This window comes from Methylobacterium sp. 174MFSha1.1, from assembly GCF_900116815.1.
In the GTDB taxonomy this organism is placed as follows: domain Bacteria; phylum Pseudomonadota; class Alphaproteobacteria; order Rhizobiales; family Beijerinckiaceae; genus Methylobacterium.
The window spans coordinates 84466-100993 of record NZ_FPCB01000006.1 but is presented as its reverse complement, the minus strand read 5'-3'; the positions used below and the strand labels follow the sequence as shown (position 1 = coordinate 100993).

The following is a 16528-nucleotide window of genomic DNA, read 5'->3' as shown; positions in this document are numbered from 1 at the left end:
TCGCCTTCGCGCTGATGGTCTGCACCGTCGCATTGTGGTCGATCGGACGGGCCCTCGTGGCTCCGGCCGGCCGGCCTCGACGGCGGACCTGCTCGCGGCGTCCGGCACGGACCGGTCCCCGCGTCCGGACGGAGGGCAAGGCCTGCCGGAGCCCGACCCGGCGGCCGTCGCGCAGGCGGAGGCGCGCCTGCGCGTCGAGCCGCTGAGCGCGGAGGCCTACGCGGTGCTCGCCCTCGCCGCGGAGAAGGCCGGGGAGGAGGAGCGCGCGGACCGGCTGATGGCGATCGCCGCGGCCTGGTGGCCGCGCGATCGTCTCGTCCGGGCCTGGCTCCTGACCCGTGCGCTGCGGCGCGGCGAGGCCCGGACGGCGATGGCCCAGCTCGATCTGGCCCTGCGGGCCTTCCCGGACAGCCTCGACGACCTGACCCGGGCCCTGAGCCCCCTCTTGGTCGAGCCGGGCCTCCGCGCGGCCCTCGCCGAACGCCTCGCCGAGAACCCGCCCTGGCGGACCCGGTTCATCCAGGTCGCGGTCCGGCTGTGGCGCGAGCCGCAAGCGCTGGTCGCCCTGCTCGAGCACGTGCAGACCGCGCCGCCAGGGCTCGGGGCGGACGAACTGCGTCCCTACCTGATGCGGCTTCTGGCGGACGGTCAGGTCGACGAAGCCTACGCTGTCTGGTTGCGCAGCCTCGCACCCGGGGCGCGGGCCGGCCTCACCTACCTGTATAACGGCGACCTGCGCAGCCCGGTGACGCAGATGCCGTTCGACTGGCGGATGCCGGCGCTGCCGGGGGCCACGGCGGTCGTGAGCGAGGCCGGCGGCACGCCGATCCTGAGCGTGGGCTTCCTCGGCGGCCGCGTTCCCGGCCAGCCGGTGGTGCACGAACTGGTCCTCGCGTCCGGGGATTACCGGCTCACCGGCCGGGTCCGCACGGACCGGCTGCACTCCGCCCGGGGGATCCGCTGGCGGATCGCCTGCCTGAGCGATCCAAGCGGGGCGCTCGGCGTCACCGGACCCTTCGCCGGCACGGCGGCCTGGCGGGAGTTCGACATGACCTTCACCGTTCCTGACGAAGGCTGCCCGGCCCAGTCGCTCGGCCTCGAGGCCGATGCCCGGACGGCCTCCGAGACGCAGGCGAGCGGCGTCGTCTCCTTCTCGGGGCTCGACCTCGTGCCGCTGTCCGCGTCCCGACCCGGGGGCGGACCTTGACCCAGTTCGACGGAGTTCCGACGATATCCCGCCCGCGGCTGTCGCTTGGGGCCTCGCCCGTATCGGAGGCTCGCGACGGCGATCCGGCAGGATCGCCTGCAGCGATCGATCGGACGTCGCATGGCGGAGCGGAGCGCTGGCGGTGGTACCTCCTGGTCCTGGAGGCCCTCGTCTGGTCGGCTGCGGCCAGCCTCGCGATCCGGACGGTGCCCTTCCGCATCCTCGCGGCGCGGCTGGGTCCGATGCGCGGCACGGCGTCGGCACCGACGGATTTCTCCGGCGCGGACCGGCACCGCGCGGCCGCGGTGCGGCCCATCGGCCGGGCCGTGGAGCGGGCGGCCCAACGGATGCCCTGGCCCGTCCGCTGCCTGCCCCAGGCCATGGCCGCGAAAGGCATGCTGGCCGTGCGCGGGATTCCCTCGCGCCTCCATCTCGGCGTCGCGCCGGCGAGCGCCCGGACCGGGATGGCCGCCGAGAAGACCGCCAAGATGACCGCCCATGCGTGGCTGACCTGCGGCGACACGATGGTGGTCGGAGGCGAGGCCCGGCCGGGTTTCACCGAACTGGCACGATTCGGATGACGGCACGGCGCAAGCGGCCTGTGGCGCCGGCTCATCGGCGGGGACCCCCGAATCAGGGTCCGCTGCCGAAGATGTCGACGATGCGCCGTCAAGAAAAGACGAGAGCGAGGCAAGCCCCGTTCGCTCGTGGGGCGCGGCGTGCCGTTGAGATCATGTCGCCGCCGACTGTCGGACTGACTTGCAAATTTCCTTGCAGGAGAAGAGATAATCGGGGTATTGTCCCCCGATCTCTGGGCGGGCCTACCCGATGAACAAGTTTTTGATCGTACCCCTGATGCTGCCGATGTGCCTTCCGGCCTGGGAAGCCTCGGCGGCTTGCCAGAATCAGGGCGGGCTCGTCTGCGGCGGCGGGGCTCCCTCGCTCTCGTCTCCCGGAGGATTGCAGGTGTCCCGGGGCGGACAGTTTCGTCCGCTCGAGTCCGGCTCCCTTCTGCGGGGCGGTGACCGCGTTCTCTCGGGCGCGAACGCCGCGACGCTGTCGCTCGGCGCCAGTTGCAGCCTGACGGTCGGCGCGGGTTCGCTCGTGAGTCTGAGCCGGAGCGGCAGCCAGACCTGCGCACGGGTCAGGAACGTCGACCCGACCGGCGTCCAGCAATCCGCGTCGAACGGACCCGGCGCGCCGAACGGACCTGGCGCACCGGGTGTGGCGGGTGCCCCCGGTGTTCCGGGCGTGGCGGGAGCAGCGGGCGCGACGGGTGTGGCGGGCCTCTCCACCCCGGCGTTGGCCGGGCTCATCGCGGCGGGCACGGCCGGTGCCGTCGGCATCGGGGTCGCAACCAGCAGCAGCAACCGGTCCACGCCCTCGACCGTGAGCGCCCAGTAGCGCGTCCGCCCTTGCCGCAACGCATGATCGCGAACCTCGGCGCGGCCGTCCTCGTGGCCGGATGCCTCGTCGGGGGAGCGCCGCCGCGGGACGGATGCTGCCTGCCCTGCCCGAACTCCTCAGCCTGCCGCTGCTGATCCTGGTCGCGGCGGCGGGCGATCGCGGCAACGGCGGGGCGCGTTCGCGCTGGTGGATCGCCGGCGTCATCCTCGGGCTGCCCCTCCTGCAGCTCGTTCCGCTTCCCCCTGAGCTCTGGGTGAGCCTGCCCGGACGCCGGTCCGTCGCCGACGCCTATGCGACGGCCGGATCGGCCCCGCCCTGGCTGCCCGTGAGCCTCGCGCCCGCCGCCACGGAACGGTTCTGGCTCGCGCTCCTGCCGCCCGTCGCCCTGTTCCTCGCGGTGCCGCATCTCGACGAAGCGGCGCGACGTCGCCTCGCGCATCTCGCGATCCTCGTCGGCCTCGTCAGCGTGGGTCTCGGCCTCGGCCAGATCGCGGGCGGGCCGGACAGCCCGCTGCGCCTCTACGCCACGGCCTCGCGCAGCGATGCGGTCGGGCTGTTCGCCAACCGCAACCATCACGCGACGTTCCTCGCCCTTCTGGTCGTCCTGGCCGGTGCGCTCAGCGCGCGCCGCGGCGGCCTGCCGCTCGCCGAGCGGGCGTGGCTCGCCGCGACCGGTTCCGTGTTCCTCCTGGGGATCGCGGCCTCGGGTTCGCGGGCCGGGCTGCTGCTCGGCGTCGGCGCCTGCCTCGCCGTCGCCTGGATCCTCGGGACCGCGGGGGCGGTGGCCGGACGGAGCCGCTCCGTCGCGGTCTGGGGTGGGATCGCCGCGGCCCCGCTCCTCGTCGGGCTCGCCGTCTTCGGAGCGGCGACCTTGCGGCTGCAGGCGGAAGCGGTCTCGGGAGACCTGCGCTGGCAGATCGCGCGCGGCACGTGGCGCGCCGTGACGGAGGTGTTCCCCGTCGGCGGCGGCTTCGGCAGCTTCGAGCGGCTCTACGCCCGGACCGAGGGGCCGGAGGAGCTGATCCCGGCCGTGGTGAACAACGCCCATAACGACTGGCTGGAACTCGTCCTCGAAGGCGGTCTGCCGGCGCTCCTGCTCCTCGCCTGCGCCCTCACCGCCCTGCTGCGCGCGACCGTCTCCCGCGCCGCCGGGCGCGAGAACCCGTTCCGCCGCGCGGCCCTCGCCGCGCTCTGGCTCTGCGCCCTGCACGCGACCGTGGACTATCCCCTGCGCACGATGTCGGTGAGCCTGATCCTCGCCCTGGCCTGCGGGCTCGGGACGGCCGAGTTCGCGCGCTCTCCCGCCTCGGCGCGACGGCCGCCCGCCGCGAGCGGAGCGAGAGCGTCGTCCGACGAAGCGGGCACCGGTTCGTCGAGGACGATGCGGCAAGATCAAAAATCGAGAGCACTGTTCGATGGCAACGCGATCGGACAGCGCTTGAGGCGGCGGCGCAGCCGGGACGAGTCCGGCGCCACCCTGCCTGACCCGGGCAGGGCCGGATGAGGCACGGCTCGGCGGAGCTGCGGTGGCTGATCGGCCTGTGCCGGTACGATCTCGGCGGGACGGCCCCCTCTCTCGACGGCCCGGTCGATGCCGATGCGGTCGCGGCGCTCGCCGAGGCCCACCGCGTCCCGGTGATCGCGCAGCGCAGCTGGCAGGCGCTCGCCGCCCGCGCGCTGGCGCCGCCGCCCCCCGCCGCGCTCGTCGCCAGGGCGGAGCGCGGCCGCCGCAGGTCGTTCCTGGCCGCCGCCCACCTCGTCCGGCTCGCCCGTGCCCTCGAGGGCGAGGGCGTGCCGTTCGTCGCCCTCAAGGGGCCGGCCCTCTCGATGCAACTCCACGGCGATGCGACGGTGCGCGTGGTCCGCGATCTCGACGTGATCGTGCCGCGACCGCGGCTCGCCGCCGCCATGTCCGCCGCGGCATCGGCCGGCTGGACGGTCCCGCAGGGTTGGCAGGCCCTGATGCGGATCACCGCCCGCCACGACGTGGAACTGCAGCCGACCCTGACCGGGCAGCCGCTCCTCGAACTGCACGAATCGCTCGGTCCCCGCTTCGTGCAGTTCCGTCTCGACCCTTTCGCGGCGGCGGCCCAGGGTCGCGTGACCGTCGCGGGCGCGGCGATCCCGACGCTGACCGGCCCGATGCTCGCGACCTACGTCGCCTGGCACGGGGCGCGCGGCCTCTGGTATCGCCTCGCCTGGCTCCTCGACGCGGCCCGCCTGCTGCCGCGGGGAAGGGACGAGGCGTGCCTGCTCGTCGAGACGGCGCGGGAGTGCGGCGCGGAGGTCGCCGTGCGCGCCGCGTCCCGCCTCGCCGGGCTGCTCTTCGCCCGCGAGGAGTCGCCCTGGCCGCCCGCCGCGCCGCGGGTGGCGCGGCGGGTCGAGCAGGTGAGCGCCTGGGGGCTGGAACGGCTGAGCATCGGGATCGATTCGCCGCGTGCGCGCACCCGCCCCGGCCGCTACCGCTGGCTCTGGCGCGAGATCGCGCAGCAGGATGCGGTCGCGCGCGCCGCCATGGCGGCCCTCGGCGAGGTCGCGCGCCCGATGCCGGACGATGTCCGGCGGCTCGGCCTCGGGCTGCCGCTGCCGGTGCATCACCTCGCACGGCCGTACTTCGTCGCGACGCGCCTCCTGCACGATCTCGCCGGACGCTGCCGGTGATGCACCGACGCAACCTGGATCGGACACGCCTTCTCGGCGGATCGCCCCGACAGTCCATCCGGGTCGGCAGACGCGGCAGCCGATGAGCGAAAACGGAACTGTGAGATCGGACGGATTCGTCGAAGAGGAAGATTTGTCGGGATGGTCTACGATGATACCGAGAGTCTCGGTGCCCGGTATCGTGAGCCGATCACGTTCGTTCCATGCTCGAGCGGTGGCGTAACTCTCGAAGATTCCAGGGACGACGCATATTCGAATTGAGCCGAGGCGGCCGGCCGATTCGGGCGCCGGAAAATTCCTCAACGGGTCGCTGCAATCATCGCACTTTCTACCTTTGCGGAATGGGTATTGACCCAAGGATTAAAAACCACGATAAGATAGAATCAGTGCCGACGTGAACGAAGAAGCGATTGAAGACAACCCGATATCCCTGATTTTAGGCGGATCAAAATCTTATCCATGATGCCTGCCTGCCGCGCCAAGGGATGTGCATGGTGACCTGCGATTGTCTCGCTCGGTCGGCTCACGCTCGGCCGCGATGTTCTGTGGGATAAGTCGAAGAGTCGCGGCGTTGCCGCTCTTCGAATATTCCGAAATATTTCTGGATGTTTGTCTTGGGCCGTCTGCCGCGCATCATCGTCGACGTTGCTCTTGCCGTGCTGGCGACGCTGGCCGCGATATTCCTGCGCACCGACCTGGACATACAGTGGCCGGACCTGGCGGCCTCGGCCCCCTACCTGTGCGTCACCGCCGCCTCGGCGACGATCGTCATCGGCCTGTCGGGACTCGATCTCGGCTTCTGGCGCTTCGCCTCGCTGGTCGACATCGTCAAGGTGATCGGCGTCGCCCTTGTCACGACCATCTGCACGGTGGCGATCGTGTTCGCCTACAACCGGCTGGAGGGCGTCGCGCGCGCCATCCCGGTGATGCAGCCCGTCCTGATCACCATGATCCTGCTCGGCCCGCGTCTGGTCGCACGCGCGCATTTCATCATGCGCCGGCGCAATCCGCGGCCCGTCGCGGCGCCCGTCATGCGACGACCGGCCGAGAGCGTCCTCATCCTCGGCCTCAACTCGATGACCGAGGTGTTCCTGCGGGCGCTGCTGGAAGCCGGCGAGGACCAGGTGAGCGTGGCGGGGATCGTCTGCATCCGGCCGCGGCATGTCGGCCGCTTCCTGCGGCAGTACCGCGTTCTCGGCACCCAGGACGACCTCGCGCGGCTGGTCGCGGACCTCGCGGTGCACGGCGTCGACATCCGCCGGATCGTCCTGACGGTTCCGCTCTCCGCCCTTACGGAACATGCCCGCACCACCTTGATCCGGCTCGAGGCGGAGCAGGGGATCCGGATCGACCAGCTCTCCGCCCGTCTCGCCGGCACGCGACCGGAGCGCCCGCCGCCGGCGTCTCCCGCGCCCGACGGTCGATCCTCCGCGCAGACGGACCCGTTCCGCGCCTTGGCCGTGCTCGGTCCCGCCGACCTGGAGCGGCTCGCGCAGGCTCCCTACTGGCGCCGGAAGCGCATCGTCGACGTGGTCGTCACGGTCTGCGCCGCCCTCGCCCTCGCCCCCCTCGGCGGCCTCGTGCTGGTCCTGGTAACGATCGACCTCGGCTGGCCGCCGATCTTCTGGCAGAATCGCCTCGGCCTCGGCGGTGCGGGCTTCCGCCTCTACAAGTTCCGGACGATGGCGCCGGCCCATGACAGTCGCGGCCTGCGGATCCCGGAGGACGAGCGGCTGTCGGGCATCGGCCGAGTCCTGCGCCGCAGCCGGCTGGACGAGCTGCCGCAGCTCTGGAACGTCCTCATCGGCGACATGGCCCTGACCGGACCACGCCCGCTGCTCGCCATCGACCAGCCCGCGGAGGGCCGCGACCGGCTGGTGGTCCGGCCCGGCCTCACCGGATGGGCGCAGGTCAAGGGCGGACGCACGATCAGCCCGGCCGAGAAGACCGCGCTCGACCTCTGGTGGATCCGCACCGCCTCCTTCACCCTCGACTTGCACATCCTCGCCGGGACCGTGCGCATGGTCCTGACGGGGGAGAGCGTGAACCGCAGGGCGCTCGCCGAGGCTCTGGCCGTCTTCGACGGACAAGGCGTTGCGGCGCCGCTTCCGTCCTCCCCGCGGCCCCGGCCCTGATGCGCCGACGGTCCCATCCAGCCCGTGGCCGGGCGCACGCCGCCGGCGGGGCGCGCGTCCCGGTGCAGGGGAGGGCGTCACGGCGGGAACTCGCGCCCGGCCACGATGACATGTGTCGCGCCGGCGGCACGCGGCGAGGCTGAATGGACGGACCGCTCGTTCCGGGCCCGCCCCTCCGTCCGGTTCCGGCGCGAGCTCGGACGGGGGCAGGAACCCATGCCGGTCGGCCTGCCCGACGGCGGCGGGGTTGCCCCACGATCGGGCGTGAATCAGACGGCCTCTCCCCACCGGACCGGCGGCCGCGCCGCTCAGGCCGTCCGTTCGGGCACGGTCTCGTCGAGCAGGCACCTCCAGCGGGCAAGCGCCGTATCCCGGTCGAACTCCGCGTCGAACGCCGCCCGCGCCCGGCGGCCCATCGCCGCGCAGCGGGCCGGATCCGCGGCGAGTTCGCGGATCGCGGACGCGAGGCCTGCGCCGTCCCCGCAGGAGATCGCGAAGCCGCAGCCGTATCGCGTGACGAACCGGCCGATCTCGCCGGCCGGATCCCCTACGAACAGGATCGGCCGCCCGGCGGCGGCGGCGCCGCTGACCTTGCTCGGCACGACGAACCCCTCGAATTCCGGGCGCAGGCAGGCGAGGTGGGCGTCGGCCGCCGAGAGGCTGTGCGCCAGGGCGGATCGCGGTTGGTAGGGCAGGAAAGCGACCGTGTCCAACCCGCGCCGGGCCACCTCCTCCTGCAGGAGCGGGGTCAGGGCGCCCGAACCGATGACGATCCAGCGCACGGGCCGACGGCCTGCGGCGTGGTCCCCCTCCGCGTCGCCGGCCAGGATCGCCATCGCGGCGACCATCGTGTCGATCTCGTGCACGCGGCCGAGATTGCCCGAATAGACCACCACGAACGGGTCGTCCTGCGTCGCGACGATCATCCGGCGGAACGGATTGTCCGCGTGCGCCACCGGCCGCACGGCGGCCCGGTCGGCCCAGTTCGGAATGAGCCGGATCGTCGAGCGCGCGATCCCGCGCGCCTCGACCCGCGCCGCCATCGCGTGGCCGATCACGACATTCGCGGCGGCCATTCGCAGGGACGCGTCGCGCAAGCCCGCCAGGAGCGCGTAGGCGAGGCGGCGCGCGTAGGCGAGGCGGCCCCCGCCGCCGATGCCGAAGGCCTGGGCGACCTCGGGAAACAGGTCCTGCAGCCAGTTCACCAGCCGTGCCCCCCGCAACCGGCAGATCGCCGCCGCGACGACCGAGACCAGCGGCGGGTCGGTCTTGGCGATCACGACGTCCCCGCGCCGCACGAGGCGCCACAGGCACCACGCCGCCGACAGGTAGAAGGTGAGGTAGTCGGCCGTCCGTCCGGGGAGGTGGGCGCGCCCGAACCGGGACGTCCAAATCCGCGTCACCTGCACCCCGGCGACCACCTCGCGCGCCGGAAGGGGAGGGGCGGCGGCCTCCTCGTAGCGGAGCCGGCTGGTGACCACGCGGACGTCGCGGCCCTCGGCCGCGAGGGCGAAGGCGAGGTCCGAGACGAACTGGCTGGTGGCCGAGAGGTCGGGATGGAAGAAGCGGTTGACCAGAATCACGGCCATCGGGCGGATCTCGACTGTCTCTCGGAGCGGCCTGCCGTAGGGAATACCATGTCATGCGCCTCGCGGTCCTGACCACGCATCCGATCCAATATTATGGTCCTCTATTTCGCGAACTGGCGCGGCGCGTCGACCTGAAGGTGCTCTTCGCTCACTGGGCGAGCCCGGACGAGCAGGGCCGGGCCGGGTTCGGCCACGCTTTCGACTGGGACATCGACATCACCGGGGGCTACGCCCACTCCTTCCTCGCCAACACCGCCCGCCGCCCCGGGACCGACACCTTCCGGGGTTGCGACACACCGGACATCGGCGAGAGGCTGCGGGCCGGGGGCTATGACGCGCTCCTGCTCACCGGCTGGGGCAGCAAGACCTACCTGCAGGGCCTGCTGGCCGCGAAACGGCTCGGCCTGCCCGTCCTCGTGCGCGGGGACAGTCACCTCGGCACCCCGCGCTCGACCGCCCGGACCGCGCTCAAGGCCTGCCTCTATCCCGCCTTCCTGCGGATGTTCGACGCGGCGGCCTATGTGGGCGCCCGGTCGCGGGCCTATTACGCCCATTACCGCTACCCGGCGGAGCGCCTGTTCTTCTCCCCCCACTGCGTCGACACCGGCCGCTTCGCCGCCGGCGCGACGCCGGAGGCGAGGGAGGGCCTGCGCCGGCGCCTCGGCATCGGCGCGGCGACGCCCGTGGCCCTGCTGGCGGGCAAGCTGATCGTCCGCAAGCGGCCCTTCGACCTCGTCACGGCCGCCGCGTCCTGCCGGCGGCGGGGCGTCCCGGTCGAGATCCTCGTCGCCGGATCCGGCCCCCTAGAGGAAGAGATCGCTGCGGCGGCCGCCCGAGCGGAGGTGCCGATGCACCGGCTCGGTTTCTGCAACCAGAGCAGATTACCGGAAGTCTATGCGGCTTCAGATTGTCTCGTCCTTGCGTCAGATATCGAGACATGGGGACTCGTAGCAAACGAAGCGCTTGCCTGCAATCGACCCATCGTTGTATCCGATGCCTGCGGCTGCGTCCCCGATCTGACTCAGGATCCGCTGGCGGGACGAAGCTTCCGCACGGGCGATCCGGACGCCCTCTCCGACGCTCTGACGCGAGTGATCACGATGACGCGCACCGAGGCCCCTCGCGCTCTCGCGCAGCGATACGGGCTGTCCGCTGCCACGGACGGGATCGAGGCCGCCCTGCAGTCGGTGCGGAGGCGGCGGCCGTGAGGAGGAGCGATCCCCCCGTCCTCGCGACCACGGCGGGGCTGGCCGCGGCGGTCGCGCAGCGGCTGCCGATGCTCGCCGTCCTGTCCGTCCTGTTCCTGGGCTTCAGCTTCGGCCCCAACCTCCCGCTCGCCCTGCTCGCCCTCGCGGTGTTCGCGATCGGCTGGGTGATCCTGTGGCGGCCGGGAGAATCCGCCGTCCTGCCGATCACCTTCTGCCTTCACTGGGTCGGAGCGGCGGTCGCCGTCTTTCATGCGAACTGGCTCGGCATCGAACTCTTCTCGTACTCCAACTTCGGGGGCGACATGGACCGGGCGACGAGGCTGAGCCTCGTGGGCGTCCTCTGCCTGGCCGTCGGCATGCGGCTCGGCACCGGAGCCTGGCGCCCGTACGAGGCCGCGACGGCGCGCCGGATCGCGCTGTCCCATCCCGTCGAGCGCTGGTTCCTCGCCTATCTCCTCGTCTCGGCGGCCTCGATCCTGGCCCTGGGACTCGGCCGGCTGGTGCCCGGCCTCACCCAGGTGATGCTCGCCGTCGCGTCCCTGCGATGGTGCTTCTACTACACGCTCGCCTATGCGAGCTTCGTGCGGGGCAACGCGACCGGCCCCTGCTTCGCCCTGGCCTTCTTCGTCGAGCTGGCACTGAGCGTCGGCGGCTACTTCTCCGAGTTCCGCACGGTCTTCCTCGTCACGATCTTCGCGGCCTTCGCCTCGGGCCTCCGCCTGACGGGCCGGATGCAGGCGGGGTTCGCCGCCCTCGTGGCCGCCCTGCTGTGCCTCAGCGTGATCTGGACGAGCGTGAAGGTCGATTACCGCAGCTTCGTCTCCGAGGGCCGCAAGGAGCAGATCGTCACGGTCGACTACGCGACGCGGATCACCAAGCTCGCCGAGCTGACGGCGAATCTCGACGCCCAGGCGATCGAACTCGGAGTCGACCACCTGATCCGTCGCCTGTCCTACGTCGACTTCCTGTCGGCCGTCCTCGGCTACGTCCCCAATCACCTCCCCCACGAGGACGGGGCCCTGCTGGCGGACGCGGTGAGCCGGCCGTTCTTCCCGCGGGCGCTCTTTCCGGAAAAATCGGTGATCGACGACACGGTGCGCACCAACCTCTACACCGGCGGCCTGGCCGGGGAGAGCGAGGGCACCTCGATCAGCCTGGGCTACATCGCCGAGACCTACATCGATTTCGGCGTCCCCGGCATGTTCCTGGCGCTGTTCGGCATCGGCTGGACCTACGGCTTCACCTTCCGGACGCTGTCGCGCTCACGGAAGGCGGGCCCGTTGCTCGGGATGGGCCTCGCCACCTTCGTGCTCCTGTCGGTCGGCTTCCTCGACAGCAGCATCACCAAGACCGGGGGCGGGTTCGCCGTCTCGCTGCTCGTCGCCTGGCTGGTCCTGAAAACGGCCGTCCCGCTCGTCCTGCGCTGGACGACGGTACCGGGAGCGGGCCGGTGAGGCGCCTGCGGGTCCTGCACGTCATCCCCTCGCTCGCGGAAGCCGACGGGGGCCCGAGCCGGGCGATGCTGGAGATCGAGCGGGGTCTGTCCGCCGCCGGCCTCGAGGTCACGACCCTGACCACCGTGGCCCGGCGGGACGGCCCCCTCCCGCCCGCGCCCGAAAGGGTGCGCCGCATCTGCCTTCGCCGCCGGGCGGCCTTCTACAAGACGGCCCCGGGCCTCGTGCCGCTCCTGCCGTCCCTGGTGCGGCGGCACGACGTCGTGCATGTGCACGCGCTGTTCTCGTTCGCGCCGAATCTCGCCGCCCTCCAGGCCCGGGCGCTCCGGATCCCCTACGTCGTGCGCCCGCTCGGGACCCTGGCCCGGTACGGGCTCGCGGCGCGGCGGCCGGCGCTCAAGCGGCTGTCCCTGGCTTGCCTGGAGGGGCCTCTCCTGCGCGGCGCGGCGGCGGTCCACTTCACGAGCCCCGCCGAGCAGGCCGAGGCGGAGGATCTCGGCATCCCGATGCGCGGCGTGGTGATTCCGCTCGGGCTGCCCCCGGCCGAGGCCCCGTCCGCATGCCCCGGCCTGCCGGCCCCCGCCGGGCGGACCGTGCTGCTGTTCCTGTCCCGGCTCGATCCGAAGAAGAACCTCGAAGGGCTCCTCGACGCCCTGGCGGGCTCGGAGGCCTTCGGGGAGGCCGGCCTGCTCCTCGTGGCGGGAGACGGGCCGCCGGCCTATGTCGCCGCGCTCAAGGCGCGGGCGGCCCCGCTCGGCGACCGCATCGTCTGGCTCGGCCATGTCGAGGGGGCGCGCAAGGCCGCGCTCCTCGCCGCGGCGGATCTCTTCGTCCTGCCGTCCTTCTCGGAGAATTTCGGCATCGCCGCCGCCGAGGCGCTCGCGGCGGGCCTGCCCTGCCTGCTCGGCCACGGCGTGGCCCTGGCCGGGGAGGTCGCGCAAGCCGGCGCCGGGCTCGCCGTCGCCCCCGATCCGGCCTCCCTGCGCGCGGCCCTCGAAGATCTGCTCCGCTCCGCCCCTCTGCGGACCGGGATGGGCCGGCGGGCGCGGGCGCTCGCGGCCGAGCGCTACGGCGCCGCGGCGATGACCCGTCGGCTGGTCGAGCTCTACGAGACGGTCGCGGCGCACCGGGACGGGCCGCGATGAGTTTTCTCGATCAGATCTGCGTGCTGATCCTCGCCTTCGACGAGGAGCCCAACATCGCGCGCACGCTCGACGCTCTGGGAGCCTTTCCCCGGGTGCTGGTTCTCGACAGCGGGAGCACGGATGCCACCCGGACGATCGCGGCGCGCTACCCGAACGTGCGCGTCGCGGTCCGGCCCTTCGACGCGCATGCCGCGCAGTGGAACCACGGCGTCTCGGGCTGCGGCGTCGCCGAACCCTGGATTCTTGCCCTCGACGCCGATTACCGCCTCGCCCCGGCCCTCGTCGCCGAGATCGCGGCCCTGGCGCCGCCCGAGGACGTGGCGGGCTATCGGGCGGCCTTCCGCTACTGCATCGGGGGGCAGCCCCTCTCCGGGACGCTCTACCCGGCCCAGACCGTCCTGTTCCGCCGGGCCCGCGGCCGCTACGTCCAGGAAGGGCACACCCAGCGCCTCGTCCTCGAGAGCGGCGAGACGCGCGCACTGTCGGCGCCGATCTTCCACGACGACCGCAAGCCCCTCGGCCGCTGGATCGCCTCGCAGCGCCGCTACGCCGCCCTGGAGGCGGAGTTCCTGATGGCGGCGCCGCGGCGCGGCCTCGTCGGGCGCCTGCGCCTGCTCGGCTGGCCGGCGCCGATCCTGGTCTTCGTCTACACGCTCGTGGTGAAGCGCTGCTGCCTCGACGGCTGGCCGGGCTGGATCTACGTCCTGCAGCGCACCCTGGCGGAGATCATGATCGCCCTGGAGATCCTCGATCGCCGCCGCACCGGAGCCGCGTCCGGACCATGCCCGTGAGACGGCTCGCGGCCGCGTGGGCCGGAGGCGGGCGCCCCGCCGCGATCCGGGCGCAGCTGCGCGAGGCCTTGGCCCTGCTGCGCGACGCGATCGGCGACCGGCGCGGGCGCTTCGGCCTCATCGTGGCGATGGCGGTCGCCGCCGCCGCCCTCGAAGGGGCCGCGCTCGTGGTCCTGCCGGCGCTGCTCGATCCGGGCCGGCTCGCGGCCGAGCGGCCGGGCCTCGCGGCGCTCTACCTCCTGCTGGTCGGCCTCGCGGCGCTCCTGCTCTACGGGCAGACCGTGGCGTCGAGCGCCCTGACCCTGGATTTCGGCAACCGCCTGCGCCTGCGCCTGCACAGCGACGCCCTGCGGGCCGGCTGGGGCACCGAGGCGGTGAGACGTCCGGCCGATCTCGTCCACGCGCTCACCGCCGAGGCGGGACAGAGCGCCTTCGCGACCCAGATCGCGATCAACCTCGCCGCCCGCCTGATCCACCTGCCCCTCCTCCTGGCGGCCACCCTGGCGCTCTCGCCGGGGCTGGCCGCCGTGGCTGTCGTGCTGCTGGCGCTCGCCGGCCTGCCGATGCTGCCTCTGGCGCGCCGCGCCGCGACGCTGGCGGCGACGATGGCGCGGCTCGCCCGGCAGCATCACGCCGAGCTCGCCGACGCCTTCGCGGGCCTGAAGGTGATCAAGGTGCTGCAGGCGGAGGCGCGCCGGCAGGAGGCGCTGCGGGCGCGGCTCGACGAAGTGCGCGCAGCCCAGCTCGCCCAGTCCCGGGCCCTCGCCACCGCGAAGGCGGGTCAGCGCTTCGCCGCGGCGGCAGCGGCGGCGGCCGGCGCGGTCTACGGCCTGAGCGTGCTGCGCCTCGACGCGGCGGCGATGCTCGCCCTCGCCCTCGCCCTGGTCAGGCTCGCTTCCACCCTCGCCCAGGCCCTCGATCTCTGGCGGCAGCTCGGACGCCTCCTGCCGGTCTACACGCAGTTCCGCGCCAGCGAGGCGCGCTGCCGGGCGGCGCGGGAGACCGCATCCGTGGAACCGGTGACCTCGGAACCGGCGACCTTGAATCCGACGTCGACGGCGCCCGCCCCGCGGCTGCGGCAGCACCTGGAGCTCTGCGGCGTCGCCTTCACCCATCCGGGCGGTGAGGCGCCGGTCCTGCGCGGGGTCGATCTCGTCCTGCCGGCCCGCTCGCTCACGGTCCTGTCCGGTCCCTCGGGCGCCGGCAAGTCGACGCTGGCGGACCTCGTGATGGGCCTGACGGCGCCGGAGGCAGGCCGCATCCTGATCGACGGCGCCCCCCTCGACGCGGCGTGCCGCGCGGGTTGGCGGGCGCGCGTCGCCTATGTCGACCAGGAGCCCTTCCTGTTCCACGACACGATCCGGGCCAATCTCCTCCTCGCCCGGCCGGGGGCGACCGAGGAGGAGATCCACCACGCCCTCGACGAGGCGGCGGCGGAGTTCGTGCGGCAGCTCCCCCAGGGCCTCGACACGGTGGTGGGCGAGCGGGGCGGCCGGCTGTCCGGCGGCCAGCGCCAGCGGCTGATGCTCGCCCGCGCCTTCCTGCGCCGGCCCGACCTCCTCGTCCTCGACGAGGCGACCGCCGCCCTCGACCGGGACTCCGAGGGGCGGGTCGTCGCGAGCCTGCGGCGCCTGTCGCGGCAGACGACGATCCTGGCCATCGCCCACCGCTCGGCCCTGTTCGCGGCGGCCGACCGGATCCTGCATCTCGAGGACGGCACGGTCGGCCTGCGGGCGGGGCCGGGCGCGGCTCTCCTCGACCGATCACCTCTCCCGCCGCACGAGAGCCCTCTGCCGTGACACCCTGCGACCCCGCGACCGACGACCCGGTCTCCCGGTTCGAGACCGACCTGTTCATCCCCCGCTACGATCCTATCCGAAAGGGCGCCTGGGAGATCCGCCACGCGGACTTGGTCTTCTGCCCCGGCTACTGGAGCGGGGTGCGGCTCGTCTCCGGCATGGCCGCGTTGCTGCGCGACGGCCAGAGCTGGATGTCGATGACCCCGCGCGAGTTGGAGAGCCAGGAGATCGGCATCCGGCTCGCCCGCGGCGCGGTGGCGATCGTCGGCTTAGGGATGGGCTGGGCCGCCGCCGCGACGGCGATGCGCGAGGCGGTGACGGCCGTGACCGTGGTCGAGCAGGACGAGGACGTGCTCGCGATCCACCGCGAGCTCGACATCTTCGCGCAACTGCCGGCGGCGGCCCGCGCCAAGATCCGCGTCGTGCAGGGCGACGCCTTCCGCTGGCGCCCCGACGGGCCGGTCGACCTCTTGATGCCCGACATCTGGCTGCCCTTCGTCTCCGACGGCCGGGTCGAGGAGGTGCGGCGGATGCAGGACAACGTCCGGGCGGGGGCGGTCTACTTCTGGGGCCAGGAGCTGGAGATCGCCCGCCACGCCGTGGCCGCCGGCCGGGCCCTCGACGCGGCCGGCATCGCCGCCACCATCGCCGATTTCGACCTGCCGCTGATTGGGCCGGCCTGTCCCGGCTATCCCGAGAAGCTCGCGGCGGCGGCGCGCCAGTGCATGGCCGGCCGCTGGTTGCCGGGGACGCTGCCGCCCGCCTGATGTGCGACGTCGAGGACGCAGAGGCGCTCGGCCGAGAGCAGGATGATGCGGGCGCGCTCGACGTGCTTGAGGGGCTGCGCCCGATCGGCGACGAGGGCGGACAGGTGCGCCAGGTCGGCGGCGTTGGGGATCAAGCAGACAGTCTGAGTCATGCCCTCGGACTCGCATGGCTCAGGCCCCCTGCGAGACCTCTGAATGCGTCGATGCACTGGCCCAGACACCTGGCCGTTTACGCTGCCTTATCGTCGGCGAGAATTACGATATCGAGTGGCTGCGCTAGGATCGGCGCCAGAATAGCATGGTCATCCCCCGCACCCCACAAGCGCAAAATCCACCTCGACAAGCGCTACTATCGCGACCGCGGG

At 72.8% G+C, this 16528-nt stretch carries 13 protein-coding genes and 1 pseudogene; 12 read left to right on the top strand and 2 right to left on the bottom strand.

Features of this window, described 5'->3' with window-relative positions; translation table 11 throughout:
- Nucleotides 1–34: 34 nt before the first annotated feature.
- The 6 genes from BM430_RS34545 (at nt 35) to BM430_RS03905 (ending at nt 7410) form a co-directional block, all read left to right on the top strand.
- Complete coding sequence (locus BM430_RS34545; RefSeq protein ID WP_093565629.1) at nt 35–1207, top strand: tetratricopeptide repeat protein; 1173 nt, start codon at nt 35–37, stop codon at nt 1205–1207.
- Nucleotides 1204–1788 (top strand): lasso peptide biosynthesis B2 protein, encoded by a 585-nt coding sequence (locus tag BM430_RS33795; protein ID WP_177302931.1) that lies wholly within the window; start codon nt 1204–1206, stop codon nt 1786–1788. Before BM430_RS34545 ends, BM430_RS33795 begins: the two co-directional genes overlap by 4 nt.
- 247 nt (nt 1789–2035) lie before the next feature.
- Nucleotides 2036–2611, top strand: a complete 576-nt coding sequence (locus tag BM430_RS34540) for a hypothetical protein (protein WP_177302930.1) — start codon at nt 2036–2038, stop codon at nt 2609–2611.
- A 94-nt stretch (nt 2612–2705) separates the two neighbouring features.
- Nucleotides 2706–4118, top strand: a complete 1413-nt coding sequence (locus tag BM430_RS03915) for an O-antigen ligase family protein (protein ID WP_143131956.1) — start codon at nt 2706–2708, stop codon at nt 4116–4118.
- Nucleotides 4115–5275, top strand: a complete 1161-nt coding sequence (locus BM430_RS03910) for a nucleotidyltransferase family protein (protein ID WP_093565622.1) — start codon at nt 4115–4117, stop codon at nt 5273–5275. The genes BM430_RS03915 and BM430_RS03910 overlap by 4 nt, the downstream gene beginning before the upstream one ends.
- 614 nt (nt 5276–5889) lie before the next feature.
- Nucleotides 5890–7410 (top strand): sugar transferase, encoded by a 1521-nt coding sequence (locus BM430_RS03905; RefSeq protein ID WP_210188403.1) that lies wholly within the window; start codon nt 5890–5892, stop codon nt 7408–7410.
- A 308-nt stretch (nt 7411–7718) separates the two neighbouring features.
- On the opposite strand, the gene BM430_RS03900 is transcribed toward BM430_RS03905, so the two are convergent.
- The gene (locus BM430_RS03900) at nt 7719–8999 is read right to left on the bottom strand and encodes a glycosyltransferase family 4 protein (RefSeq protein WP_093565621.1); all 1281 of its coding nucleotides are present in this window, start codon (nt 8997–8999) and stop codon (nt 7719–7721) included.
- A gap of 53 nt (nt 9000–9052) precedes the next feature.
- Between BM430_RS03900 and BM430_RS03895 the strand changes: the two genes are divergently transcribed.
- The 6 genes from BM430_RS03895 to BM430_RS03870 are packed head-to-tail and all read left to right on the top strand — an operon-like array spanning nt 9053 to nt 16163.
- Entirely contained in the window at nt 9053–10207 is a 1155-nt protein-coding gene (locus BM430_RS03895; protein ID WP_093565619.1) for a glycosyltransferase family 4 protein, read from the top strand.
- Entirely contained in the window at nt 10204–11661 is a 1458-nt protein-coding gene (locus BM430_RS03890) for a hypothetical protein (protein WP_093565617.1), read from the top strand. Before BM430_RS03895 ends, BM430_RS03890 begins: the two co-directional genes overlap by 4 nt.
- The gene (locus tag BM430_RS34535) at nt 11658–12806 is read left to right on the top strand and encodes a glycosyltransferase (protein ID WP_177302929.1); all 1149 of its coding nucleotides are present in this window, start codon (nt 11658–11660) and stop codon (nt 12804–12806) included. The genes BM430_RS03890 and BM430_RS34535 overlap by 4 nt, the downstream gene beginning before the upstream one ends.
- Nucleotides 12803–13597 carry a glycosyltransferase family 2 protein gene (locus BM430_RS03880; RefSeq protein WP_093565615.1) on the top strand — a complete coding sequence of 265 codons (795 nt, stop codon included), beginning with the start codon at nt 12803–12805 and terminating at the stop codon, nt 13595–13597. Before BM430_RS34535 ends, BM430_RS03880 begins: the two co-directional genes overlap by 4 nt.
- The gene (locus BM430_RS03875; protein WP_177302928.1) at nt 13594–15396 is read left to right on the top strand and encodes an ABC transporter ATP-binding protein; all 1803 of its coding nucleotides are present in this window, start codon (nt 13594–13596) and stop codon (nt 15394–15396) included. The genes BM430_RS03880 and BM430_RS03875 overlap by 4 nt, the downstream gene beginning before the upstream one ends.
- On the top strand, nt 15393–16163 hold the full coding sequence (locus BM430_RS03870) for a hypothetical protein (RefSeq protein WP_093565611.1): 771 nt from the start codon (nt 15393–15395) through the stop codon (nt 16161–16163). The genes BM430_RS03875 and BM430_RS03870 overlap by 4 nt, the downstream gene beginning before the upstream one ends.
- Here the strand turns inward: BM430_RS03870 and BM430_RS35165 are convergent.
- Nucleotides 16148–16315 (bottom strand): annotated as a pseudogene (locus tag BM430_RS35165) (IS630 family transposase); the annotation flags it as partial. The gene BM430_RS03870 and the pseudogene BM430_RS35165 overlap by 16 nt on opposite strands.
- Nucleotides 16316–16528 lie beyond the last annotated feature (213 nt).